Genomic DNA, 24,438 nt, shown 5'->3' on the forward strand with positions numbered 1-24,438 from the left:
CATGGCTGCAACTGCACAGCTGCTGGCGGCTGCTGCATTGCCAGCTTCGCGGCTGATGCCGCTCCCACAACAACCAACCCCGGCACTCGCCCCTACAATCGGCCTTTGTGTCTGGAGGTGAACGCATGCATCGCAGGATCACGCTGGGGCTGTTTGCATCGACGATGGCGGTGTCCGCTCTCGCTGCCGAACCACGCGGCTTTGATGTGCAGCACTACGCAACCACGCTTGATCTGGATATCGCAGCCACTCAGCTGCGCGGCGAAACCCTGGTGCGCTTCAATGCAACCGCGCCGCTGAGCCAGCTGGTTCTGGACAGCGGTGAGCTGGTCATTGACTCGGCCACGCACGCGGGTGAGGCGCTGCGCTTTCAACAGGCCGATGGAAAACTGACCGTCAACCTCGCGCAGCCTTTGGCCGCAGGTGAGCAGGCCAGCGTGCAGCTGCGCTACCACGGCAAGCCGCGTTTTGGCCTGGAGTTCGCCCCGGCGCGCAACGAGGCGTACACCGTCTTTTCCACCGAGCAGTGGATGCCATCGATCAATGCGCCGGACGAGCGCGCCACCTTGCTGCTGGCGCTGCGCCTGCCCAAGGGGCTGCGGACAGCGGCCGTCGGTGATGCATTGCCGTCACGACAGTTGCCCGACGGTCGTATCGAACACCGCTGGCAGCTGCGCGCCCCGATGCCCGGCTATGTCTATGGCTTCGCAGCGGCACCTTACCGTCATGTGCAGCAGGCGCATGGTGCCGGCAGGCTGCATTACTACGCACTTGATCGCTCCGAGGCGGAGCTGAGCCAGCTGTTTGCTGCCACCGGCGAGATGCTCGACTTCTTCGCCGAGCGGGCGGGGCTGGCCTATCAAGGTGACTATCGCCAGGCGTTGGTGGAACGCACCATCGGCCAGGAGATGGCGGGGCTGTCCTTGATGTCGGAGGCTTACGGAAAACAGGTGCTTGCCGATGCCAGCCAGACCGGGTTGATCGCGCACGAGGCTGCACACCAATGGTGGGGTAACCGCGTTACCTGCGCCGGTTGGGAACACTTCTGGCTGAATGAAGGCTTCGCCAATTTCATGACCGCTGCATGGCTGCAGCACAGCCAGGGCGAGGTGGCGTATCAGGCGATGGTGCAGGGCTGGGAACAGCGGGTGCTGGCACTGCGCGCAAAGGGTGCTGATAGAGCGTTGGTGTATCCAAACTGGGACAAGCCTACGTCCGATGATCGCGCGGTGGTCTACCGGAAGGGCGCCTATGTGCTGCACCGCTTGCGCTTGGAGCTTGGCGAGGAGGTGTTCTGGCGCGGGTTGCGTGCGTACACGCAGGCAAATGACGGGAAGTCGGTGGTGACGGCGGACTTCCAGACGGCGATGGAAGCGGCGGCTGGGCGCTCGCTGCAGGGGTTCTTTGATGCCTGGGTTTATGGCGTGGGTGGTGAGGTGGGGTGATTGATTTGCTGCGAAATGCTACCCCTCCCCAACCCTCCCCTTCGCTGCGCGAAAGGGAGGGGGCTGTTGGTGCGGGTCGGCGGGAGGCAAGCGCTTCCACCCCCTCCCTTTGCCGTAGGCAAGGGGAGGGTTGGGGAGGGGGAGGTTTTGATTCTGCTTTTGCTTGGCCTTAGACCCGCCAAGCCCCTCACTCTCAATGCGCAGCCGCAAACCCGCCCGCAAACGACGCCAGCACAGACCCCGCCTGCTCCTGCGCCGGTCCAGCGCTGGCCAAGGCCTGCTGATAGATCTTGAACGCCGCAGCGTTGTAAGCCACCAGCACAATCCGCGAAGGCCGCGCATGGCTCTTCTGCCAGGTCATGGTCTCGGTGGCGGCAATCACCGCCGCCTGATGCAGCGGGTAGCCGTACACGCCGCAACTGATCGCCGGGAAGGCAATTGATTCCAGGCCCATCTGCTCGGCCAGGCGCAGCGACTGCCAATAGCAGTTGGCCAGGAGCGCGGCTTCATCGTGGCGGCCATCGCGCCAGACCGGGCCAACGGTGTGGAAGACATGCCGGGCCGGCAGATCATGCCCGCCGGTGGCACGCACTTCGCCAGTGGGGCAGCGTACGCCGGGACGCAGCTCCGGTAGCTGCTCGCATTCGCGCAATAGGCCGGGGCCCGCTGCGCGGTGGATGGCGCCGTCCACACCGCCGCCGCCGAGCAGGGTTTCATTGGCTGCGTTGACGATGACGTCAACAGCCAGTTCGGTGATGTCGCCCTGCCAAACTTCAATGTTCATGGACGTGATCTTCCGTTGCGATAGATGAGAAAAATGTGACGGCTACCGCCGCGCCGGGCACAACTGCAGTCTGCGCTCATGCCGTCTCACCTGGCGCGATTCACTGCCGCAGAAAAGCACAAAGGCCGCATGGGCGGCCTTCGCGTAGCTGACGGGTTAAGTAACGAAGGTTACGGAAGACCGGCCAACCAGTCGTCGTCGGAGCCATCGTTGACGTCGGCGAACAGCGGCGTGGAGAAGTAGCGCTCGCCGGTGTCGGGCAGCATCGCCAGGATCACCGAACCCGCCTCGGCGTTGGCGGCCACATCCAGCGCGCTGGCGACGGTGGCGCCAGAGGAGATGCCGACGAAGATGCCTTCCTCGGCAGCCAGGCGGCGCGAGGTTTCAATCGCTCGTTCGTCCTGGATCGACAGCAGCTGGTCGTAGACGTTGCGGTTGAGCACTTCCGGAATGAAGTCCGGGGTCCAGCCCTGGATCTTGTGCGGGGCGAAATCCTTGCCGGCCAGCAGCGCGGCGCCGGCTGGCTCGGTGGCGATGATGCGGGTTTCCGGGCGGGCCAGCTTCAGCACTTCGCCGACGCCGGTCAGCGTGCCCCCCGTACCCCAACCGCTGACAAAGTAGTCAAGGCGCTTGCCGGCGAAGTCGCGCAGGATCTCGGCGGCGGTGGTCTGGCGGTGATAGGCCGGGTTGGCCGGGTTGGCGAACTGGCTGGCAAGGAACCAGCCGTGCTGCTGGGCCAGTTCCTTGGCCTTGCGCACCATGCCGGTGCCGCGCTCGGCGGCCGGGGTCAGGATCACTTTGGCGCCGTAGGCACGCATCAGCTTGCGGCGCTCGATGGAGAAGGTTTCCACCATGGTCGCGACGAACTTGTAGCCACGCGCGGCGGCCACCATCGCCAGGGCCACGCCGGTGTTGCCGGAGGTGGCTTCCACGATGGTATCGCCGGGCTTGAGCAGGCCCTTTTTCTCGGCGTCCAGGATGATGGCCAGGGCCAGCCGATCCTTGACCGAGCCGGCCGGGTTGAAGGACTCGACCTTGACGTAAATGTCCACGCCGGCCGGTGCCAGACGGTTGAGCTTGACCACCGGGGTATTGCCGATGGTGTCCAGGATGCTGTTGTACAGGGCCATTGAAATCTCCGGGAAGGTGGTCAGGCGGCGTCGGCCAGTGTGGGCGGTGCCGTCTTTGCGGAAAGTGAGGAAACAGTAGGCGTTGCGTGCAGCGGCGCGGCGCCGAACCAGTGCAGTTCGTCGGCCAGTGCCGCCACGTCGCCGAGGATCAGCAGCGCCGGCGACTGCACCTGGTGCTGTGTGGCGGCATCGGGCAGTTGCCGCAGTTGCCCGCTGACAACGCGCTGGTTGGCGCGCGAACCGTTTTCGATCAGTGCGAAGGGCGTGCTGGCGGCCAGCCCGGCGCCAAGCAGGTGGCCGCGTATCTGCGCCAGCGCGGCCACCCCCATGTAAAACACCAGGGTTTGCCGCGGCTGTGCCAGCGCCGGCCAATCCAGCGTGTCCAATGAATCCCTGCAGTGCGCAGTGACCAGGCGCAGCTGCTGGGCGTGATCGCGGTGGGTCAGCGGAATGCCGGCGTAGGCAGCGCAGGCCAGCGCTGCGGTGATGCCGGGCACCACTTCAAAAGCGATGCTGTGGGCGCGCAGGAACTGCAGTTCCTCGCCGCCGCGGCCGAATACGAAGGCATCGCCGCCCTTGAGCCGCACCACGCGCTTGCCCGCGCGTGCGTGTTCAAGCATCAGCGCATGGATATGTTCCTGCGCGGTGCTGTGGCCCTGCGCGGACTTGCCGACTTCGATGAAGTCCGCATCGCGGCGCGCAAGCTGCAATACCTCGGCGCTGACCAGGCGGTCATGCAGGATCACGTCGGCCTGGTTGAGTGCGCGCAAGGCGTTGAGCGTGAGCAGGCCCGGGTCGCCGGAGCCGGCACCCACCAACACCACTGAACCGGCGTGCGTCGGTGCTTCGGCTGCCATGTCCAGCAGCAGCTGGGTTTCGGCTGCGATCGATTGGCGCGCGCGCAGCAGGCCGAGCAGCGGGCCTTCGATCAGGCGGTCGAAGAAACGGCGGCGTGCCGCCAGGTCGGGGAAACGCTCGCGTATCAGCCCGCGCTTGCGGCTGACCAGCTGCGCCAGTTGGCCCCAGGCCTGGTCGAACAGTTCTTCAATCTGTCGGCGCACATGGCGGGCCACCATCGGCGCACCGCCGCCACTGGAAATGGCGATCTGCAGCGGGCCACGTTCAACCACCGCCGGCACATGGAAGCCGGACAGCGCCGCATCATCCACAACGTTGACGAACAGGCGCCTTGCCTCGGCGGCCTCGGCAACACTGCGGTTGATGGCGTTGTCGTCGGTGGCGGCGATCACCAGCCAGACTGCCTGGTCCAGCCACGCCGGATCGAACTGGCCGTTGAGCCATTGGATATGGCCGGCCTCGGCCAGCTGCTGCAGGCCAGGGCTCAAGGCGGGCGCGCCAACCCGGGGCACGGCACCGGCACGCAGCAGCGCCTCGGTTTTGCGTTCGGCCACCGCGCCCCCACCGACGACCAGCACGGCCCGACCTTTGAGGTCGGCAAACAGGGGGAACAAGGGGCTGTCCAAGGCGATGGCGGAGGCTGTCGGAGTAAGGACGATGACCGTAGCGCCGGGCCTGCGGGCCCGGAAATGAAAAGCGGCCCATGTCAGATAACTTTAGGTTATAAGTAACGGGAGCGTTTTGGCCTACATTCTTCACAGTTCCTTACTGAAGATCTCTGCTTACCACTGCGATGACACTTACCCAACTGCGTTACCTCGTTGCTATTGCCGATGCCGAGCTGAACATCACGCTCGCCGCGACACGGGTGCATGCCACCCAGCCGGGGTTGTCGAAACAGCTCAAACAGCTTGAAGACGAGTTGGGTTTTCTGTTGTTCGTGCGAAAAGGGCGCAGCCTGGAATCGGTGACGCCGGCAGGTGAGGAAGTCATCAGCCGCGCGCGTTCGGTATTGGCCGAGGCCAACAACATCCGCACCTACGCAGCCAACCAGCGCCGCGAAAGTCATGGCCAGTTGATCCTGACCACCACCCACACGCAGGCGCGCTTCGTGCTGCCGCCCGCAGTGGCGCGGATCAAACTGGCCTATCCGCAGGTCAGCGTGCATCTGCAACAAGCCGCTGAAAGTGATGCGCTGGATCTGTTGAGCCAGGGTGATGCGGACATCGCCATCATCAGTACCGCCGGTGGCGAGCCCAGCACCGGTATTGCGGTGCCGCTGTACCGCTGGCGCCGGCTGGTGCTGGTGCCCAAGGGGCATCCGCTGGATCGCGCCAATGTGGCGCCGGACATGGCCGCATTGGCCAGCCATCCACTGATCAGTTACGAATCCTCCACCCGCACCAGTTCCTCGCTGCGGCGCGCGTTTGCCGCACTGGATCTGGAGCCGGACCTGACCTTGACCGCATTGGATGCGGACCTGATCAAGACCTATGTGCGCACGGGCCTGGGTGTTGGCCTGTTGGCGGAAATGGCGGTGAGCGCCAACGACACCGACCTGCGCGCCTGGCCGGCGCCGGCATCCATCCCCGAGTGCATTGCCTGGGCGGTGCTGCCGCGTGATCGCGTACTGCGTGATTACGCCCTGGAACTGGTACACGTGCTTGCCCCGCAGATCGACAAACGCGACCTGCGCCGGGTGCTGGACGGCAACCAGCAAGCCGATTGGCCAGTGCCGCCGACCTGGGAATCGTTGACGCAGACCATCACCGTATAGACGCGGCAGATCACTGGTAGAGCCGAGCCATGCTCGGCTGAAGCTTTACCCGTAGACGATGACAATTCTTGTGGGAGCGGCGTAAGCCGCGAAGCTGATGGTCCATCGGAGCGCACGAATTTTTGCAGCTTCATTGATGCCGGCTTCGCGGCTTATGCCGCTCCCACAATCCGTTGGTGCTGATGTGATGTCGGTACGACCCCTGCCGAGCATGGCTCGGCACTACAGGGTCTTGAGTTCGCGTCTATCTGATCGTTGCTGGAGCATGGCTGTGCTCCACGGGGCGTTGCTGATTAGTGCTGACTGATTTTGTAGGAGCGGCGTAAGCCGCGAAGCTGATGGTCCATCGGCGCACAGGAATTTTTGTAGTTTCATTGATGCCGGCTTCGCGGCTTATGCCGCTCCTACGACAGCCTTGGGTTGATGGATTGCGGGGAAAGCCTCTGCCGAGCATGGCTCGGCACTACCGCCTGCTTGGTGTGAATGGGGCGTGCGGCAAACGGTCGCAGTTTGTGTGGCGGTCTCATCGCATGCCATGCCGATAAAATGTACGGGTCATGCGTTCGCTTCGCTTCCAATCCTTCGTACTTCTGCTGGCTTTTGCTGCTGCCCTGTTGATGGCGGTGGCGCCGGTGGTCAGCCGCTGGCTGCAATCGCAGCAGCTGCCGATCCAGGGTATGGATCACGCGGTGCACGAAATCGCGATGCAGATGCCTGCGGATGAGCATTCGGGCCATCACGACATGCAACACATGGCGCACACCGGGCATGAGGCAGTAGCGGCAGGCGAGAAGCCAGCGCCCACACCAGCCGATCCGCACGCCGCCCATGGCGAAGCCTGCGACTACTGCACCATGGCTTCGCGCCTGCTGCCGTGGCTGGCGGTGATCCTGATACTGGCCCCGTTGCTGTATCGGCTGGCGCCACAATCTCCCCACAAAACGCTTCGCCTCGCCAGCCTGCGCTGGCCGGCGCATCCGCCGCGCGGGCCGCCGGCTCTCTCCAGATAACGCCACCTTTCCTGTTTGCCGCGCGCAGCCCTCGGGCAGCGCGTGGTCGTGTCGTATTGGAGAACTGCATGAAATCCCTTTCCCGTATGCCGGGTGCACCGGCATGCCTGTCTGTCTGTGTCTGTATCGCCTTGTTTCCGCAGCTGGCGCATGCCGCCGAGCGTGATCTGACCAGAACCCTGGATACCCTCGTAGTCACCGCCGCAGCGCCGTCCTCGCCGCTGCAATGGGTGACCGATCCGCGCCTGCCGCGACAACCGGTGCCGGCCAGTGATGGCGCCGATTACCTGAAGACCGTGCCCGGCTTCTCGGCCATCCGCAACGGCGGCACCAATGGTGATCCGGTGCTGCGCGGCCTGTCCGGCTCACGGCTGAACATTCTCAGCAATGACGGCAATCTGATCGGTGCCTGCCCGTCGCGGATGGACAATCCGCTGTCCTATATCGCACCGGAAACCTATGACCGTTTGACCGTCATCAAGGGCCCGCAGAGCGTGCGTTGGGGGCCGGGCGCGTCTGCCGGTACGGTACGTTTCGAGCGCGAGACACCGCGTTTCGACAGCCCCGGCATGGAGCTGAAAGCCAGCGCACTGGGCGGCTCCAACAACCGCAACGACCAGATGCTGGACGCCAGCTTTGGCAGCACGCCGGGCTATGTGCGGGTCAACGGCAACCGCTCCGAGTCCGACGACTACCGCGATGGCAATGGCGATGTGGTGCCCTCGCGTTGGCGTAAGTGGAATACCGATGCCGCCATCGGCTGGACGCCGGACGCCGATACGGTGGTGGAGCTCAGCGCCGGCCGCGGCGACGCCATCGCCCGCTATGCCGGCCGTGGCATGGATGGTGCCGCGTTCAAGCGTGACAGTTACGGGCTGCGATTTGAACGCGACAACCTGCCCGGTGCGTGGGACAAGCTGCAGGCCAATCTGTATTACAACAACGCCGATCACCTGATGGACAACTACACGCTGCGCACGCCAAATCCGGCCAGCAGCATGCCGATGCCGATGGCGTCGAACGTGGAGCGGCGAACCACCGGCGGCCGCGTCAGCAGTGAGTGGCGTTGGCAGGATGTGGCCATCGTTGCCGGCGTGGATGCGCAGGACAGCCGCCACCGCAGCCGCAATGGCATGGGTCGCGGTACATGGCGGCAATCGCCCTGGAAGCGGGATGCCGACTTCAGCAGCCAGGGGCTTTTCAGCGAGCTGACCCTGGGGGAAGGCACCGCGCAGCGCTGGATCGGCGGCCTGCGTGTGGACAAGGCGCAGGCCAAGGACCGGCGCGCGACCACCGGCATGATGAACATGCCCAATCCCACCGCCGGGCAAAAACGCAAGGAGAATCTTGGCAGTGGCTTCCTGCGCTACGAGCGGGATCATGGCCAGGCGTGGACCTGGTATGTCGGTGTCGGTCACAGCGAACGCATGCCCGATTACTGGGAGCTGTTCTCAGCCAATGCGGGCCCGGCGGGCAGCGTCAACGCCTTCACCGGGGTGAAGCCGGAGAAAACCACCCAGCTCGATCTGGGCTTGCAGTTCCGCAGCGAAAAACTCGACGCCTGGGTATCGGCCTATGCCGGGCGGCTGCAGGACTACATCCTGTTCCAGTACCGCAGCGGCGGCATGATGGGCAGCAGCACCCAGGCGCGCAATGTGGATGCCCGCATTGCCGGTGCCGAAGCAGGTCTGGAATGGCGTCCGGCGCAGGCGTGGAAGCTTGGCAGCACCCTGGCTTATGCGTGGGGCGAGAACCGCAGCGAACACCGCCCGCTGCCGCAGATCCCGCCGTTGGAAGGGCGCTTCTCCGCGGCCTATGAGCAGGCCCGCTGGTCTGCCGGCGCTTTGCTGCGCGTGGCCAGCCGGCAGAGCCGGGTGGCGCAGGACGAAGGCAATGTGGTGGCGCGTGATCTGGGCCCGAGTGCGGGCTTTGCCACCTTGTCACTCAATGGCGCGTATCGGATCAATGATGGGCTGCGTGCCAGCGTGGGCGTGGACAATCTGTTTGATCGCGCCTATGCCGAACATCTGAATCTGGCCGGCAGTGCGGATTTTGGTTTTCCTGCCGATCCGGTGCGTATCAACGAGCCGGGGCGCTCGTTCTGGTTGAAGCTGGATTACCGGTACTGAGACAACGACGCCCGCCTCGGTGAGGCGGGCGTCGAGATTGCCGCAGTGCTGTTGTGGGAGCGGCGTAAGCCGCGAAGCTGGTCATCTAGATTGCATTGCACGCATGACCTGATGCAGCAATAGCTTCGCGGCTCACGCCGCTCCCACACAAGCCTGCGCAGACTCAGATCTCTTCGTGCAGGCCGCACTCGCGCTTCAGGCCGAAGAAGCGGGTGTCTTCCTCGCGCATGCCCGGTTCCCAGCGGCGGGTGGTGTGGAAGTCACCGATCGATACGTAACCCTGCTCCCATAGCGGGTGATAGGGCAGCTGGTGCTGCTGCAGGTAATTCCACACGTCGCGGTCGTTCCAGTCGGCAATCGGGTTGACCTTGTAGCGCTCGCCGCGCCGCTGCAGCACCGGTGTGCTGGCGCGGCTGGCGGACTGGCTGCGGCGCAGGCCGGTGAACCAGGTGCCCACCTGCAGGTCGTCCAGGGCACGCTTCATCGGTTCAACCTTGCGCAGGTTGTTGTACTGCTCGATGCCGACCACGCCCTGTTCCCACAGGCGGCCATGGCGGGCCTCCATCCATGCGCGGCTGACCTGCGGTCGGTACACCTTGAGGTTGAGCTTGAGCCGGTCGGTCAGTTCGTCGGCGAAGCGGTAGGTTTCCGGGAACAGATAGCCGGTATCGACCAGGATCACCGGAATGTCCGGGCGCTGGCTGCTGAGCAGGTGCAAAGTCACCGCCGACTGCGCGCCAAAGCTCGACGACAGCACATGCGCGCCGGGTGCGTTTTCCAGCGCCCATGCCACACGCTGCTGCGCATCCATGGCGTCGAGCAGCGTATTGAGCTGGCCCAGATCCTCCGGCAGGCTTGCCGGGGCGGGGTTCGATGTCTTGGGCAGGGCGCTCATGCTTGCAGTTCCACGGAAATCTGGCGGTGGGTGGGGTAGGGCGGCAGGGCTACGATGCCGCTGCGGTACAGGAAGTCACCGAAGCCTTCCTCGGCATCGCGCTCGCCGGCATAGCGGGCGAACAGCGGTTCCAGTGCGGCCAGGATGTCCGGTTCGCTGATGTTTTCGCGGTACAGCGTGTTCAAGCGCTGGCCGCGATGGTCCGCGCCAAGCATCAGGTTGTAACGGCCCGGTGCCTTGCCGACCAGGGCGATCTCGCCCAGATACGGACGCGAGCAGCCATTGGGGCAGCCGGAGATGCGCAGCAGGATCGGCGCTTCGGCCAGGCCGTGCTGCTCCAGCAAGGGCTGCAGCTTGGCGCTGAACTCCGGCAGGTAGCGTTCGGCCTCGGCCATGGCCAGGCCGCAGGTGGGCAATGCCACGCAGGCCATGGCGGCACGGGCCAATGCGGTCGGCGCGCGGTTGCCCGCATCCAGGCCGGCGCTGTGCACGATGGCGTCGATCTGCGCGCGTTGTGCGGCCGCCACGCCGGCGATCACCAGGTTCTGGTTGCCGGTCATGCGGAACTCGCCTTCAAGGATGCGGGCGATCTCGCGCAGGGCGGTGAGGTGCGGTGCGCCGGGCAGGTCGGCGATGCGGCCGGCCTGCAGCGACAGGGTCAGGTGCCAACGGCCATCGTCGCCTTCGACCCAGCCGTAGCGGTCGCCGTTGTGGGCGAAGGCGGCCGCGCGCGAAGGCGCGAAGCGGGTGCCAGCGCGGCGTTCGATTTCGGCAACCACGGTGTCCAGACCGTGGTCATCGATGGTGTATTTGAAGCGGGCGCGCTTGCGCAGCTCGCGGTTGCCCAGATCGCGCTGGGTGGTAACCACCGCGGTGGCGACATCAAGCAGCGCATCGCGTGCAATGAAACCGACGCTGTTGGCAATGCGCGGGTAGGTCTCGGCATCGCCGTGGGTGGCGCCCATGCCGCCGCCGATCGTCACGTCATAGCCGAGCAGTTCGCCGGCATCATCGAGTACGCCGATGAAACCCAGGTCATTGGCGTAGACGTCCACGTCATTGAGCGGCGGCAATGCAAAGCCGATCTTGAACTTGCGCGGCAGGTAGCGTGCGCCGTAGATCGGCTCTTCTTCGGCACCGCTGCTGGCCACGCGCTCTTCGTCCAGCCAGATTTCGTAGTAGGCGCGGGTATTGGGCAGCAGGTGCTCGGAAGTGCGTGCGGCATCGGCGTACAGCGTGGCATGCGCGCTGGACAGCAACGGGTTGGCGGCGACCAGCACGTTGCGGTTGACGTCGCCGCAGGCGGCCAGGGTGTCAATCAGCGCGGCATTGATGGCCTGCATCGTCGCCTTCAGCTCGCGCTTGATCACGCCGTGGAACTGGAAGGCCTGGCGGGTGGTGATGCGCAGCGAATGGTTGCCGAAGCGGGTGGCGATGGCATCGAGCTTGAGCCACTGCTGCGGGCTGATCACGCCGCCGGGGGTGCGGGTGCGGATCATGAACTGGTAGGCCGGTTCCAGCTTCTGCCGGCGGCGCTCGTCGCGCACGTCGCGGTCATCCTGTTGGTAGCTGCCGTGGTACTTGATCAGGGTCTGGTCGTCTTCGCGCAGGGCGCCGGTGACGGGGTCGGCCAGGCTTTCCAGCAGGGAGCCGCGCAGGCGGTTGCTGTCGGCCTTTATGTTTTCAACGGAGTGGGTGCTCATTGCGTTCGCTATCTGGAGTGTGTGGGTGCACTGGTTTGTGGGAGCGGCGTCAGCCGCTAAGCCGTTGCTGCATCAGGCCGCAGCAGCGGGCCAACAACACTCAATACACATCCCGTCCATAGCGCCCCTCCGTGTGCAGTCGCGTCAGATAGTCGCGGGCATCGTCTTCATCCAGCCCCCCGTGTTCGCGCAGTACATCCAGCAGCGCTGCATGCACGTCCTTGCCCATCGCAATGGCGCCGCACACATAAAGATGCGCACCGTTCTGCAGCCAGTCGTAGAGATCACGGCCGCGCGTACGCAGGCGCTGCTGCACATAGATCTTGTCGTTACGCGAGTCCCTCGCAACAGCCCGCACATCCGTGTGCGGGGGTTCAACTTGATCGCGGGAGAAGGCCAGATCCAGGCGATGCAGTTCCTTGCGCCGCAGCGCGTCCTGCCATTCGCTCTGATAGAGAAAATCGGTGTTGAAATGGCGTGCGCCGAAGAACAGCCAGTTGCGGCCGCTGGCGCCGATCTCGGCGCGTTCCTGCACGAAACCCCGGAACGGGGCGACGCCGGTGCCTGGCCCGATCATGATGATGTCGCGGCTGCTGTCGGCAGGCACCCGGAAGCGCTCGTTGGCTTCCACATACACCGGCAGCTGCGCGCCTTCTTCCAGGGCGGTGAGGAAGCCGCTGGCCGCGCCGATGTGCTCGCTGCCATGGGCGTGGTAGCGCAGTTCATCGACGGTGAGGTGCACTTCCTCGCCTACGCGCTTGCGGCTGGAGGCGATCGAGTACAGGCGCTGGGTGGCAGGACGCAACGTACCGAGCAGGTCCTGGGCATTCCATTCGGCCGGCCAGCGGCGCAGCACATCGACCAGTTGGTGGTTTTCGAACACAGCGGCCAGGTCGCTCTTCTGCGCCGGATCCAGCAGCCGTGCGAGCTCCGGATGCGCGCTGCGCTCAGCCACGGCGGCCAGCAGCGGGCGCGAGATGCGGGTCAGCTCACGGTGTTCGCCCAGCCACTGGCTCAAGGAGCGCTGGTGGCCGTCGTGTTCAATCTGCAGCGCGCCATCAAGCCCGGTGACGTCGAGTACCGCTTCGACCAGTTCGGCCGGGTTGCGGTGCACAATACCCAACGCATCGCCAGGTTCGTAGTGCAGGCCGCTGCCTTCCAGCGACAGCTCAAGGTGTTGCACGGACTTGGCGGCGATGCCGTAGCGGGCATACGCCGGCCCCTTGAAGTCGCGGCCGCTGATGACCTGCCGCGACAGCAGCTCGGCGGTGAACGGATGCTGGGCGGTCCAGGCGCCGGCATGGCGCAGCGGCGTGACATTGCTGGGCAGGGCGGTGATGTTTTCGCCGATCACCGTGCGGGCGTTGCTCAGCGCCTGGGCGCGCCACGGCGTGACCACGCTGTCGATGTCCAGATCGGCCTCGCCGACCGCCTGCAGGCGGGTAGCGCCCAACTCGGCCAGGCGGGTGTCCAGCTTGCGGGCGATGCCGCAGAACTCCACATAGCTGGAGTCGCCCAGGCCGAGCACGGCGTACTTCAGCTCCGGCAGCTTGGGGGCGCGCTTGCCGGCGATGAATTCGACCAGGCCGATGGCGTCGTCCGGGGGATCGCCCTCGCCCTGGGTGCTGATCACGATATAGAGCAGGCGCTCGTTGACCAGCTCGCGGGTGGCGTAGGCATCGGCGCGGACTACCCGCACCGGCAGGCCGGCGGCTTCGGCCTCGGCAGCCAGTTGCTCGGCGGCGCGCCGGGCGTTGCCGGTCTGGCTGCCATAAACCACGGTCAAACGGGCCTGCGCTGGCTGCGCGGCTTGGCCGCCGGAGATGACGGTAAGAGCAGTGGGAGAGGTACCCTGCGCCAACCCGGCGGCAAACCCGGACAGCCACCACAGGCTGTTGCCATCCAGACCGGCTACCAGTTGCGACAGCAGGACCCTGCGGTCTTCGGGCAAGGGGCTGGGTGGCACGGTGGCGGCGGCGGTCATTTCCATTCCGGTCTGGGTAGGGATGACCGATGCTAGGTACAGCCTGCCATCAGGGGAAAGGAGCAGCGGTTATCGCTTCATGCCTTGCGTTTATTTCAATCGGCGCGGTGACCCCTCCACACTCGGCGAACAGTCCGGAGCCTCGCCCGGCTTCGCTGCTACCCTTGCCCTCGGGCCCCGCCTCCTTGATTCGGCACGCAATGACCGTCACTGCATCCCTGTCACACCTCGACCGCCTGGAAGCGGAGAGCATCCATATCCTGCGTGAAGTCGCCGCCGCCTTTGACAACCCGGTGCTGATGTACTCGGTGGGCAAGGACAGCTCGGTGCTGCTGCACCTGTTGCTGAAGGCGTTCGCGCCGGGCGTGCCGCCGATTCCGTTGCTGCATGTGGACACGCGCTGGAAGTTCGGCGAGATGATCGCCTTCCGTGACCGCCGCGTCGCCGAAACCGGCACCGAGCTGCGGGTGCATATCAACCCGGACGGCGTTGCCCGCGACATTGGCCCGATCAGCCACGGCCCCAGCGTGCATACCGATGTGATGAAGACCCAGGGCCTGAAACAGGCGCTGGACAAGTGGAAGTTCGATGCGGCCATTGGCGGTGCACGCCGCGATGAAGAAAAATCACGCGCCAAGGAGCGGGTGTTCTCGTTCCGCAACGACCGCCACCGCTGGGACCCGAAGAACCAGCGGCCCGAATTGTGGAACCTGTACAACGCGCGCATCCATCAGGGTGAGAGCGTGCGCGTATTCCCGCTGTCCAATTGGACCGAGCTGGATATCTGGCTCTATATCTATCGCGAGAAAATCCCGGTGGTGCCGCTATACCTCGCCGCTGAGCGACCCGTCGTCGAGCGCGATGGCAGCCTGATCATGGTTGACGATGACCGCCTGCCGCTGCATCCGGGCGAGGTACCGCAGCTGCGCAAGGTGCGTTTCCGCACCTTGGGGTGCTATCCGCTGACCGGTGCGATTGAATCCGAAGCAGATACGCTGGAGAAGATCATCGCCGAGATGCTGGTGTCCACCAGTTCCGAGCGGCAGGGCCGGCTGATTGATCACGACCAGTCCGCCTCGATGGAGAAGAAGAAGTTGGAGGGGTATTTCTGATGAGCGCCGTGACCACTTCTTCCGACATCGCTGCCTACCTCAAGACCCACGAAACCAAGCCGCTGCTGCGTTTCATCACCTGCGGCAGCGTCGATGATGGCAAGAGCACCCTGATCGGGCGCCTGCTGTATGAAAGCAAGCGTCTGTTCGACGACCAGTTGTCCGCGCTGGAGGCAGACAGCCGCCGCCACGGCACCCAGGGCGAGCGCATCGATTACGCGCTGCTGCTGGACGGGCTGGCTGCCGAGCGCGAGCAGGGCATCACCATCGATGTGGCCTACCGTTACTTCGATACCGACCGTCGCAAATACATCGTTGCCGACTGCCCGGGGCATGAGCAGTACACCCGCAACATGGCCACCGGCGCTTCGACCGCCGATCTGGCGGTGGTGCTGGTGGATGCGCGCAAAGGCCTGCTGACGCAGACCCATAGGCACAGCTACATCATTTCGCTGCTCGGCATCGGCCAGGTGGTGCTGGCGGTGAACAAGATGGATCTGGTCGATTACGACCAGTCCGTATTCGAGCGCATCGTCGCCGACTACCTGGCGCTTGCGGCACAGCTGGGTATTGCCAACGTGCAGGCGATTCCGTTGTCGGCGCTGGAAGGACAGAACCTGTCCACGCGCTCGGCGGCGATGCCCTGGTATGCCGGCCCCAGCCTTATCGAGCACCTGGATACGGTCGAGCTGAGTGCGCACGACGTCGCCAGCGGGCTGCGGCTGCCGGTGCAGTGGGTCAATCGGCCGAACCAGGATTTCCGCGGTTTTGCCGGCACCATTGCTGCTGGTCAGGTCCGCGTGGGTGACGAAGTAGTCGTGCTGCCGTCGGCGCGTCGCTCCACGGTCAAGCAGGTGCTGGGCCCGGATGGTCCGCTGGCCATTGCTTCGACCGGGCAGGCAGTGACGCTGACCCTGGACGATGAAGTGGATGTCAGCCGTGGTGACGTGATCGCCGCAGCCGGCGACCCGCCGGAAGTGGCCGATCAGTTCGCCGCTCATGTGCTTTGGATGGACGATGCCGCGCTGCTGCCGGGCCGGCCGTATTGGCTGCAGATTGGCAGCCGCACCGTGGCCGCCAACATCAGCGAGATCAAGCACCGCGTCGATGTGAATACGCAGGAGCGGCTGGCGGCCAAACGCCTCGAACTCAACGAGGTGGGTTACTGCAACCTGTCGCTGGATGAACCGGTGGCCTTTGCCCCTTATGCGCAGAACCGCGCGCTGGGCGGCTTCATCCTGATCGACCGGCAGAGCAATGCCACGGTCGGCGCCGGCACCCTGGATTTCGCCCTGCGCCGTGCCGGCAACGTGCATTGGCAGCATCTGGACGTGGACAAGGCCGCACGGGCGCGGATCAAGGGCCAGCAGCCCAAGGTGCTGTGGTTTACCGGCCTGTCGGGCGCGGGCAAGTCCACCGTCGCCAACCAGGTCGAGAAGCGTCTGCATGCGCAGGGTGTGCATACCTTCCTGCTGGATGGCGACAACGTCCGCCACGGTTTGAACCGCGACCTGGGCTTCACCGACGAGGACCGTGTGGAAAACATCCGCCGTGTGGCCGAAGTGGCACGGCTGATGGCCGATGCCGGGCTGGTGGTGCTGGTCAGCTTCATCTCGCCGTTCCGCGCCGAGCGGCAGATGGCACGTGAGCGCTTCGACGACGGTGAATTCATCGAAGTCTTCGTCGATGTGCCGCTGCAAGTGGCTGAAGCACGCGATGTGAAGGGCCTGTACCGCAAGGCCCGTGCCGGGCAGATTCCCAACTTCACCGGTATTGATTCGCCCTACGAAGCCCCGGAAACCCCGGAGCTGCACCTGCGCGCCGACACGGACAGCGTGCCGGAGATGGTGGAGCAGGTGTTGCAGGCGCTGCGCTGAGATTTGTCGCGGGGTTTGGTTGCGAGGTTGTAGGAGCGGCGTAAGCCGCGAAGCCACAACACCATAAGCCCCGGATTCATCTGCAATTGCAGCTTCAACCCCCTCCCTTGCGCCGAAGGCGGAGGGGAGGGTTGGGGAGGGGTAAGCTTTGCGGCCTTTCGGGCGTTATGAGCTTCGCGGCTGACGCCGCTCCTACAACAAGCCAGCAATCCCACAAAACGCACAGTACCCCCCTAACGGCACATCCGGCCGTCATCTGGCATCGCTAGACTGCTTGATCGTGTATCAGATGGGACTGTGTATGTTCGCGCGATTTGCCGTCACCGTTGTCGGTGGCACTGTCTTGGCGCTGGCGCTGGCCGGATGCAACCGCAAGAACGCCGAGGCGCCCCGGCAAGCTGCCGGCGCGGTGCTGGTCACCACCCAGATCGTCGAAGCCGCGCCCTGGAGCGATTCGCTGCAGGCCAACGGCACCGCCAAGGCGCGTGAATCGATCATCGTCACTGCCAAGGTCAGCGAGATCATCGACAAGGTGCACTTCGAAAGCGGCCAGCAGGTCGCCACCGGTGCGCCGCTGGTGACCCTGCGCGGCCAGGCCCAGCAGGCCGCGCTGGCCCAGGCCCAGGCCACCTTCTCCGAGGCTGACCGCCTGTACAAGCGCCAGCGTGAACTGGCTGCGCAGCAGCTGGTTGCGCATTCCACCCTGGATACCCAGCAGTCGATCCGTGATGCCGCCGAAGCCCGCGTGCAGCAGATGCGCGTAGATATCACCGACCGCCAGGTGCGCGCGCCATTCGCTGGCGTACTGGGGATCCGCCAGGTCAGCCCGGGCTCGCTGGTCACCCCGACCACCGCCATCGCCACCCTGGATGACATCTCGCGCATGCATGTCGATTTCCAGGTGCCGGAGGCGCAGCTGTCCTCGCTGCAGAATGGCGACAAGGTCAGCGGCAGCAGCATCGCCTACCCGGGGCGCAGTTTCGAAGGCGAGGTGAGCACCATCGATGCCCGCGTCGATCCGGGCAGCCGCGCCATCACCGTGCGCGCCGATTTCGACAATGCCGACCACGCGCTGCGCCCGGGCATGTTGCTGGATGTGCGTCTGTATCGCCCCGAGCGCAGCGCGCTGGTGATACCGGAGATCGCCGTGGTCCAGGTGGGCCGCGATTCCTACGTATTCCGAGTCAAGGCCGACGACAGCGTCGAGCGCGCCGATGTCAAAACCGGCACCCGGCGTGCCGGCGTGGTGGAAATCATCGAAGGCCTGAAGGCCGGTGAGCGCATCGTGGTTGACGGTACCGGCAAGCTGCGCCCGGGTATCCGCATCCAGGATGACGCTGCGGCCAAGGCCGCCACGCCGGCAACGCCTGCCGCAGAGCCTGCGGCAACCAAGACGGCGAGCGCCGGATGAAGCTGTCCGACCTTTCGATCAAGCGGCCCGTGCTGGCCGTGGTGATGAGCCTGCTGCTGCTGGTGCTGGGCGTGATGTCGTTCAACCGCCTGACCCTACGCGAGCTGCCGGCGATTGATCCGCCCATCGTCTCGGTATCGGTGGATTACACCGGCGCCTCGGCGGCGGTAATCGAAAGCCGCGTCACCCAGGTACTGGAAGATGCGCTGGCCGGTATCGAAGGCATCGATACCATCAACGCCCGCAGCACCAATGGGCGGGCCTCGGTCAGCATCGAGTTCAACGCCAATCGCGATATCGAAGCGGCCGCCAATGACGTGCGCGATGCGGTCAGCCGCGTTGCCGACCGCATGCCCGAGGAGGCACGGCCGCCGGAAATCGCCAAGGTCGAGAGCGATGCCGACCCGATCATCTGGTTCAACATGACCTCCTCGACGATGGACACGCTGGAGCTCAGCGACTACGCCGATCGTTATGTGGTGGACCGTTTCTCCAGCATCGACGGCGTGGCCCAGGTGCGCATCGGTGGCCGCCAGCGCTATGCCATGCGGGTGTGGCTGGACCGTGACCAGCTGGCCGCGCGCGGCCTGACCGTCACCGAGGTGGAAACCGCGCTGCGCAACGAGAACGTGGAACTGCCGGCCGGCCGCATCGAATCGACCGACCGCGATTTCACCCTGCGCGTGGAGCGCAGTTATGTGGCGCCGGCGGATTTCGCCAGCATCCCGCTGGGCAAGGGCGCCGATGGTTATGTGGTGCGGCTGGGCGATGTGGCCAAGGTTGAACTGGCCTCGTCCGAGCGCCGCGCCTATTACCGCAGCAATGGCGAGCCGGGCATCGGCCTGGGCATCGTCAAGACCTCCACCGCCAACGCGCTGGACGTGGCACGCGACACCCGCGCCGAGGCCGAGCGGGTTGCGCAGACCCTGCCCAAGGGCACGCAGATATTCGTCGCCTTCGACAACACCACCTTCATCGAGGCGGCAGTGGAACGCGTTTACGCCACGCTGGTTGAAGCGATGCTGCTGGTGCTGGTGGTGATCTGGCTGTTCCTGGGCAGCCTGCGCGCGGCGCTGATTCCGGCGGTGACCGTGCCGGTGTGCCTGGTTGCCGCGTTCATCGCGCTGTTTGCGTTCGGCTTCTCGATCAACCTGTTCACCCTGTTGGCGCTGGTGCTGTGTATCGGCCTGGTGGTGGATGACGCCATTGTCGTGGTCGAAAACGTGCAACGCCGCATCGATCTGGGCGAACCCCCATTGGTGGCGGCGCGCCGCGGTACCGCACAGGTGGCGTTCGCGGTGATCGCGACAACCGCGGTGCTGGTGGCGGTGTTCCTGCCGGTAGGTTTTCTGGAAGGCAATACCGGCCGTCTGTTCCGCGAACTGGCGGTGGCGTTGGCGGCGGCGGTGGCCTTGTCGGCCTTCGTCGCGTTGACGCTGACGCCGATGATGGCCTCCAAGCTGCTCAAGCCGCATAGCGAGCAGAAGGTGAGCCGGCTGCATGGGTTCATCAATCGTCAGCTGGAACGGTTGTCGGCCGCCTACGGGCGGGTGCTGGACCGCCACGTGCAACGCAGCTGGGTGTTCGGGCTGGTGATGCTGGGCGCGCTCGGTGCCAGCTGGGGCTTGTTCAAGCTGATTCCCTCCGAGCTGGCCCCGGCCGAGGACCGCGGCTCGTTCCAGGTCATGATCGACGGCCCGGAAGGCGCCGGCTTCGACTACACCGTGGAACAGGTGCAGCAGGTCGAGAAGATCGTCTCGCGCTTCGTCGGTGCAGACGAACCCATCGTCCGCGCCAACCCGCGTGTGCCCGGTGGCTGGGGCAACAGCGAGGAAATGCATACCGGCCGTATCAGTGTGTTCCTGCAGCCGTGGCGTGACCGCAGCGAGGCCACCAGCGATGTCGCCAACGAACTGCAGAAAGAGTTGAACGACCTCAGCGGCGTGCGCGTGCGCACGATGGTCGGCGGCGGCCTGGTGCGCAGCATGGGGCAACCGTTCCAGATCGTGCTTGGTGGCCCGGAATATGCCGAGATCGCGCAGTGGCGTGACCGTCTGCTGCAGCGCATGGAGGCCTATCCCGGCCTGGTCGGCGCGGACTCGGATTACAAGGAAACCCGGCCGCAGATGCGGGTCAACATCGACCGCCAGCGTGCGGCCGACCTTGGCATCTCGGTCACCGACATCGGCCGTGCGCTGGAAACCATGATGGGCTCGCGCCGCGTCACCACCTTCGTCGACAACGGCGAGGAATATGACGTGCTGGTGCAGGCCGGTCGCGAAGGACGTGCCTCGCCGGCCGACCTGTCGGCCATCCAGGTGCGGGCGCGTTCGGGCGAACTGGTGCCGCTGTCCAACCTGGTCACGCTCAGCGAAGTGGCCGAGGCCGGCAGCCTCAATCGCTTCAACCGCCTGCGCTCGATCACCATCAGTGCCAATGTCGCACCCGGCCATACGTTGGGTGAGGCCATTGCCTGGGCCAAGCAGGTGGCGGCCGAGGAACTGCCCGAGTACGCGCAGATTGAATGGAAGGGCGAATCGCGCGAATACCAGAGCGCGGGTAGCGCGGTGCTGCTGACCTTCGCCATGGCCTTGCTGGTGGTCTACCTGGTATTGGCCGCGCAGTTTGAAAGCTTCATCCATCCGCTGGTGATCATGCTGACCGTGCCGTTGGGTGTGCTGGGCGCGTTTGTCGGCCTGTACCTCAGCGGCGGCACGCTCAACCTGTTCAGCCAGATCGGCATCGTCATGCTGGTCGGCCTGGCGGCCAAGAACGGCATCCTGATCGTCGAATTCGCCAACCAGCTGCGCGACGAAGGGCGCAGTGTGCACCAGGCCATCGTCGAGTCGTCGATGGTGCGCCTGCGGCCGATCCTGATGACCTCGATCGCCACCGTGGTCGGCGCGATTCCGCTGGTCGTGGCCGGCGGCCCCGGTTCATCCAGCCGCGCCACCATCGGCATCGTGGTTATTTTCGGTGTCAGCGTGTCCACCTTCCTGTCGCTGTTCGTGGTGCCTGCGTTCTATGCGCTGCTGGCGCCGTACACGCAGTCGCCGGAAACCGTGGCCAATGAATTGAACCGGCTGGAAGCCGATACACCATCGGTGGGCGGCCATGCGTGAGCCACTGCTCGGCGGTCGCGTCCAGCTGCGCCCATGGCAGGCCGGGGACCTGGATGCGTTGCTGGAGCATGCCAACGACGCGGCGGTCTCGCGCGGGCTGAGCACGCGCTTTCCCTATCCCTACACCCGCGCCGATGGCGAGGCATTTCTTGATGGCCAGGTGCTGGACCTGCGGGGGCAGGTGTTTGCGCTGGTCATTGATGGCCAGGCCTGCGGTGGTATCGGGGTTACCCAAGGCTCTGGCGAGCGCCGGCATTCGGCGTCGTTGGGGTATTGGCTGGGCCAGCGCCATTGGGGGCAGGGCATCATGACCACGGTGGTCGGGGCTTACGTGCCGTGGGTGATGGACACGCTGGAGCTAGCGCGGCTGTCCGCACAGGTGATGGCCGGCAACCCGGCCTCGGCGCGGGTGCTGCTGAAGAATGGATTCGCTGAAGAGGGCACCGAGCGCCAATCGGTGTTCAAGGACGGGCAGCTGCACGACATGCGCTGCTTCGCCCGTATCAGGACTTGGCTGCAATCCGCGTAGTGGCCCTGCACATCCGGGGCTAATCGTGGAAAAATCGGCCAGCCCCGGGATTCCGGGCTTTGGCTACCTTTCAGCTTTCCGGGGAATTACGTGGAATCCATCGTCGAATCGATCAACGGCATCATCTGGAGTAACGCGCTCATCTTCATGTGTCTGGGCGCGGGTCTGTGGTTCAGTGTGCGCACCCGCTTCATGCAGATCCGGGGTTTCGCCGAGATGTGCCGGCTCACCGTGCGTGGCGAGAAGTCCGATGCGGGCGTGTCCTCGTTCCAGGCGCTGGCCATGTCGATGGCTGGGCGCATGGGTATCGGCAACATCGCTGGCGTGGCCACGGCCATTGCCTATGGCGGCCCGGGCGCGATCTTCTGGATGTGGGTGATGGGCTTCCTCGGTGCTGCCACCTCGTACGTGGAATCGACCCTGGCGCAGATCTACAAGACCAAGGACGCCGAAGGCCGTTACCGCGGTGGCCCGGCGTACTACATCGAAAAAGCCATGGGCGTGAAGTGGTACGCGGTTGCTTTTGCCGTGGCCACGGTGATCGCCGCCGGTTTCCTGCTGCCGGGCGTGCAGGCCAATGCCATCGCCGACAGCGCGGTCAACGTGCTGTGCACCGGTGCTGATGCCTGCGCATCGGTGGGCGGTGCAGCCAGCATGAAATTGTGGATCGGCCTGACCGTGGCGGTGCTGCTGGGCATCATCATCTTCGGCGGCGTCAAGCGCATTGCCAGTTTCGCCGAGGTGATCGTGCCGTTCATGGCGCTGGGCTTCATCCTGATGGCGATCGTGGTGATGATGCTCAACGCCAGCAAGGTGCCGACGATGTTCGCGGACATCTTCTCCAGTGCCTTTGGCGCGCATGCGGCCTTTGGCGGCATCATCGGCCAGGCCATTGCCTGGGGCGTCAAGCGCGGCATCTACGCCAACGAAGCCGGCCAGGGCACCGGCCCGCACGCCGCCGCTGCCGCCGAGGTCTCGCACCCGGCCAAGCAGGGTTATGTGCAGGCTTTCGCGATCTATTTCGACACCATGCTGGTGTGCACCTCGACCGCGTTCCTGGTGCTGTCCACCGGCATGTACAACGTGTTCCGTGAAGTAACTGTGGACGGAGTGACCAAACTGGAGGCCATCGTCACCGGCGTGCCGGGCGTGCAACCTTCCGAGGGTGCCCTGTTCACCCAGGCCGCAGTGGAGTCGGTGATGCCAGGCTGGGGTGCGGGTTTCGTGGCGCTGGCGCTGTTCTTCTTCGCCTTCACCACGATCATGGCCTATTACTACATGGCCGAAACCAACCTGACCTACCTGGCCGGCAGCAACCGCACCCACCCGGCAGCGATGCTGGTGCTGCGTCTGGGCATCATGGCGATGGTGGTGTTTGGCGCCTACCACAATGCGAAAATGGCCTGGGCGCTGGGTGATATCGGCGTGGGCTTGATGGCTTGGCTGAACGTGGTCGCCATCCTGATCCTGCAAAAGCCTGCCATGCTTGCACTGACCGACTATGAGCGGCAGAAGAAGCAGGGCCTGGACCCGGTCTTCGATCCCGATGCGCTGGGCATCAAAAATGCCGATTTCTGGCGTAGAAACAAGTAATTCAAAGGAACCGCTGTGAGTAATCCCTGGAACAACCGTCGCCCTTCTTCGCGGCCACCCCGCGCAACCCCGGCTGCGCCGACAGCCGCACGTGAGGGCGATGGTGTACCGGTACGCGGCGGTGATGAAATGCGTCTGTACGGCGTCAACGCCGTACAGGCGATGTTTGCCAAGCGCCCGCAGGCGCTGCGCAAGCTGTACCTGACCGAAGAGATGATCCCGCGCCTGCAGCCGGTGCTGAAGTGGTGCGTGGCCAACCGCGTGGGTTACCGCGTGGTTGGCGATGGCGACCTCAACAAGCTGGCCGCCACCACCCACCACGAAGGCCTGGTGGCTGACGTGCAGAAGCAGGAGCCGCTGCCGCTGGCGACCTGGCTGGCCTCGCTGCAGGACGGTCCGGCGCTGGCGTTGTGGCTGGACGGTGTAGGCAACCCGCACAATTTCGGCGCGATCCTGCGCTCGGCAGCGCACTTCGGTGTTGCTGCGATCCTGCTGCCGGCCGACTCGACGCTGGCTTTGTCTGGCGCTGCCGCACGCGTTGCCGAAGGCGGCGCCGAGTCGGTCCCGCTGGTTCGCTTGCCGGCCTTGCCGCAGGCTGTTGCCCAGCTGCGTGATGCCGGTTTTGGGCTGGCGGCGACGCTGGTTGCCGATGGCCAGAATGTATTCACCGCCGAGCTGCCTGATCGCATGGTCTACGTGATGGGTGCCGAAAGCGCAGGCATGGACCGTGACTTCGCGCAGAGCTGCGACCTGCGCCTGTCGATTCCCGGCAGTGGCGCGGTGGAAAGCTTGAATGTGGCCTCGGCAACAGCCGTATTCCTGGCCAGCTGGAGCAGCCGCAAGTAAAGCCATGTAGTGCCGAGCCATGCTCGGCAGAAGCTCTACCGGCAAAACCAAAGCCGCAAGGTAGTGCCGAGCCATGCTCGGCAGAGGCCTTACAGGTGAAGCCCCTGCCGAGCATGGCTCGACACTACAGGAATCAAAATCAACAAAGGCGCCTTGCGGCGCCTTTGTTGCCACCTGCGGGGGAATCACTCCCGCGGCGGCACCACATCCTTGGCTTCGCTGCCGAAGCTGCC

Annotated in this window: 17 protein-coding genes; 11 read left to right on the forward strand and 6 right to left on the reverse strand. The window is 65.0% G+C overall.

Annotated features, from left to right (window positions below; genetic code table 11):
* The first annotated feature begins 125 nt into the window (after nt 1–125).
* Nucleotides 126–1,445, forward strand: a complete 1,320-nt coding sequence (locus ACVOKO_RS09960; RefSeq protein ID WP_346498767.1) for a M1 family metallopeptidase — start codon at nt 126–128, stop codon at nt 1,443–1,445.
* Nucleotides 1,446–1,638: 193 nt separating this feature from the next.
* Here the strand turns inward: ACVOKO_RS09960 and ACVOKO_RS09965 are convergent, their stop codons facing one another.
* The 3 genes from ACVOKO_RS09965 to cysG form a co-directional block, all read right to left on the reverse strand.
* Nucleotides 1,639–2,229, reverse strand: a complete 591-nt coding sequence (locus ACVOKO_RS09965) for an O-acetyl-ADP-ribose deacetylase (protein WP_346498768.1) — start codon at nt 2,227–2,229, stop codon at nt 1,639–1,641.
* Nucleotides 2,230–2,399: 170 nt separating this feature from the next.
* Nucleotides 2,400–3,359 carry a cysteine synthase A gene (gene cysK / locus ACVOKO_RS09970; RefSeq protein WP_346498769.1) on the reverse strand — a complete coding sequence of 320 codons (960 nt, stop codon included), beginning with the start codon at nt 3,357–3,359 and terminating at the stop codon, nt 2,400–2,402.
* Between the two features lie 20 nt (nt 3,360–3,379).
* A complete protein-coding gene (gene cysG, locus ACVOKO_RS09975) occupies nt 3,380–4,831 on the reverse strand; it encodes a siroheme synthase CysG (RefSeq protein ID WP_430980752.1) in 1,452 nt (483 codons plus the stop codon).
* Between the two features lie 179 nt (nt 4,832–5,010).
* Between cysG and ACVOKO_RS09980 the strand changes: the two genes are divergently transcribed.
* The 3 genes from ACVOKO_RS09980 (at nt 5,011) to ACVOKO_RS09990 (ending at nt 9,133) form a co-directional block, all read left to right on the forward strand.
* On the forward strand, nt 5,011–5,994 hold the full coding sequence (locus ACVOKO_RS09980; protein ID WP_346498771.1) for a LysR family transcriptional regulator: 984 nt from the start codon (nt 5,011–5,013) through the stop codon (nt 5,992–5,994).
* 557 nt (nt 5,995–6,551) lie between these two features.
* Nucleotides 6,552–7,004 carry a DUF2946 family protein gene (locus ACVOKO_RS09985; protein WP_346498772.1) on the forward strand — a complete coding sequence of 151 codons (453 nt, stop codon included), beginning with the start codon at nt 6,552–6,554 and terminating at the stop codon, nt 7,002–7,004.
* A gap of 68 nt (nt 7,005–7,072) precedes the next feature.
* Nucleotides 7,073–9,133: a TonB-dependent copper receptor gene (locus ACVOKO_RS09990; RefSeq protein WP_346498773.1), complete on the forward strand. Its 2,061-nt coding sequence runs from the start codon at nt 7,073–7,075 to the stop codon at nt 9,131–9,133.
* 163 nt (nt 9,134–9,296) lie between these two features.
* On the opposite strand, the gene ACVOKO_RS09995 is transcribed toward ACVOKO_RS09990, so the two are convergent.
* The 3 genes from ACVOKO_RS09995 to ACVOKO_RS10005 form a co-directional block, all read right to left on the reverse strand.
* Nucleotides 9,297–10,028 (reverse strand): phosphoadenylyl-sulfate reductase, encoded by a 732-nt coding sequence (locus ACVOKO_RS09995; RefSeq protein WP_346498774.1) that lies wholly within the window; start codon nt 10,026–10,028, stop codon nt 9,297–9,299.
* Complete coding sequence (gene cysI / locus ACVOKO_RS10000; protein WP_346498785.1) at nt 10,025–11,743, reverse strand: assimilatory sulfite reductase (NADPH) hemoprotein subunit; 1,719 nt, start codon at nt 11,741–11,743, stop codon at nt 10,025–10,027. Before cysI ends, ACVOKO_RS09995 begins: the two co-directional genes overlap by 4 nt.
* Nucleotides 11,744–11,831: 88 nt before the next feature.
* Nucleotides 11,832–13,715, reverse strand: coding sequence for an assimilatory sulfite reductase (NADPH) flavoprotein subunit (locus tag ACVOKO_RS10005; RefSeq protein WP_346498775.1), 1,884 nt, complete (start codon nt 13,713–13,715; stop codon nt 11,832–11,834).
* Between the two features lie 200 nt (nt 13,716–13,915).
* On the opposite strand from ACVOKO_RS10005, the gene cysD reads away from it, so the two are divergent.
* From cysD to ACVOKO_RS10040, 7 genes are all read left to right on the forward strand, one after another.
* Nucleotides 13,916–14,827, forward strand: a complete 912-nt coding sequence (gene cysD / locus ACVOKO_RS10010) for a sulfate adenylyltransferase subunit CysD (protein WP_430980753.1) — start codon at nt 13,916–13,918, stop codon at nt 14,825–14,827.
* Nucleotides 14,827–16,704 carry a sulfate adenylyltransferase subunit CysN gene (cysN, locus tag ACVOKO_RS10015; protein ID WP_346498777.1) on the forward strand — a complete coding sequence of 626 codons (1,878 nt, stop codon included), beginning with the start codon at nt 14,827–14,829 and terminating at the stop codon, nt 16,702–16,704. Before cysD ends, cysN begins: the two co-directional genes overlap by 1 nt.
* Before the next feature lie 301 nt (nt 16,705–17,005).
* Nucleotides 17,006–18,115, forward strand: a complete 1,110-nt coding sequence (locus ACVOKO_RS10020) for an efflux RND transporter periplasmic adaptor subunit (RefSeq protein ID WP_346498778.1) — start codon at nt 17,006–17,008, stop codon at nt 18,113–18,115.
* On the forward strand, nt 18,112–21,237 hold the full coding sequence (locus ACVOKO_RS10025; RefSeq protein ID WP_346498779.1) for an efflux RND transporter permease subunit: 3,126 nt from the start codon (nt 18,112–18,114) through the stop codon (nt 21,235–21,237). The genes ACVOKO_RS10020 and ACVOKO_RS10025 overlap by 4 nt, the downstream gene beginning before the upstream one ends.
* Nucleotides 21,230–21,766: a GNAT family N-acetyltransferase gene (locus tag ACVOKO_RS10030; protein WP_346498780.1), complete on the forward strand. Its 537-nt coding sequence runs from the start codon at nt 21,230–21,232 to the stop codon at nt 21,764–21,766. The genes ACVOKO_RS10025 and ACVOKO_RS10030 overlap by 8 nt, the downstream gene beginning before the upstream one ends.
* 147 nt (nt 21,767–21,913) lie before the next feature.
* Nucleotides 21,914–23,359, forward strand: coding sequence for an alanine/glycine:cation symporter family protein (locus ACVOKO_RS10035; RefSeq protein ID WP_430980755.1), 1,446 nt, complete (start codon nt 21,914–21,916; stop codon nt 23,357–23,359).
* A 15-nt stretch (nt 23,360–23,374) separates the two neighbouring features.
* Nucleotides 23,375–24,205 carry a TrmH family RNA methyltransferase gene (locus ACVOKO_RS10040; RefSeq protein WP_346498782.1) on the forward strand — a complete coding sequence of 277 codons (831 nt, stop codon included), beginning with the start codon at nt 23,375–23,377 and terminating at the stop codon, nt 24,203–24,205.
* Nucleotides 24,206–24,438: the final 233 nt, after the last annotated feature.

Source organism: Stenotrophomonas sp. STEN240, assembly GCF_056756175.1.

Bases quoted from the DNA above. Each gene is read 5' to 3' on its own strand.
- cysK (WP_346498769.1), bottom strand. From the start codon at position 3,359: ATGGCCCTGTACAACAGCATCCTGGACACCATCGGCAATACCCCGGTG.
- ACVOKO_RS09960 (WP_346498767.1), top strand. From the start codon at position 126: ATGCATCGCAGGATCACGCTGGGGCTGTTTGCATCGACGATGGCGGTG.
- cysN (WP_346498777.1), top strand. From the start codon at position 14,827: ATGAGCGCCGTGACCACTTCTTCCGACATCGCTGCCTACCTCAAGACC.
- ACVOKO_RS09965 (WP_346498768.1), bottom strand. From the start codon at position 2,229: ATGAACATTGAAGTTTGGCAGGGCGACATCACCGAACTGGCTGTTGAC.
- ACVOKO_RS10025 (WP_346498779.1), top strand. From the start codon at position 18,112: ATGAAGCTGTCCGACCTTTCGATCAAGCGGCCCGTGCTGGCCGTGGTG.
- ACVOKO_RS09990 (WP_346498773.1), top strand. From the start codon at position 7,073: ATGAAATCCCTTTCCCGTATGCCGGGTGCACCGGCATGCCTGTCTGTC.
- ACVOKO_RS10035 (WP_430980755.1), top strand. From the start codon at position 21,914: ATGTGTCTGGGCGCGGGTCTGTGGTTCAGTGTGCGCACCCGCTTCATG.
- ACVOKO_RS09985 (WP_346498772.1), top strand. From the start codon at position 6,552: ATGCGTTCGCTTCGCTTCCAATCCTTCGTACTTCTGCTGGCTTTTGCT.
- ACVOKO_RS09995 (WP_346498774.1), bottom strand. From the start codon at position 10,028: ATGAGCGCCCTGCCCAAGACATCGAACCCCGCCCCGGCAAGCCTGCCG.
- ACVOKO_RS10020 (WP_346498778.1), top strand. From the start codon at position 17,006: ATGTTCGCGCGATTTGCCGTCACCGTTGTCGGTGGCACTGTCTTGGCG.
- cysD (WP_430980753.1), top strand. From the start codon at position 13,916: ATGACCGTCACTGCATCCCTGTCACACCTCGACCGCCTGGAAGCGGAG.
- ACVOKO_RS10030 (WP_346498780.1), top strand. From the start codon at position 21,230: ATGCGTGAGCCACTGCTCGGCGGTCGCGTCCAGCTGCGCCCATGGCAG.
- ACVOKO_RS09980 (WP_346498771.1), top strand. From the start codon at position 5,011: ATGACACTTACCCAACTGCGTTACCTCGTTGCTATTGCCGATGCCGAG.
- ACVOKO_RS10005 (WP_346498775.1), bottom strand. From the start codon at position 13,715: ATGACCGCCGCCGCCACCGTGCCACCCAGCCCCTTGCCCGAAGACCGC.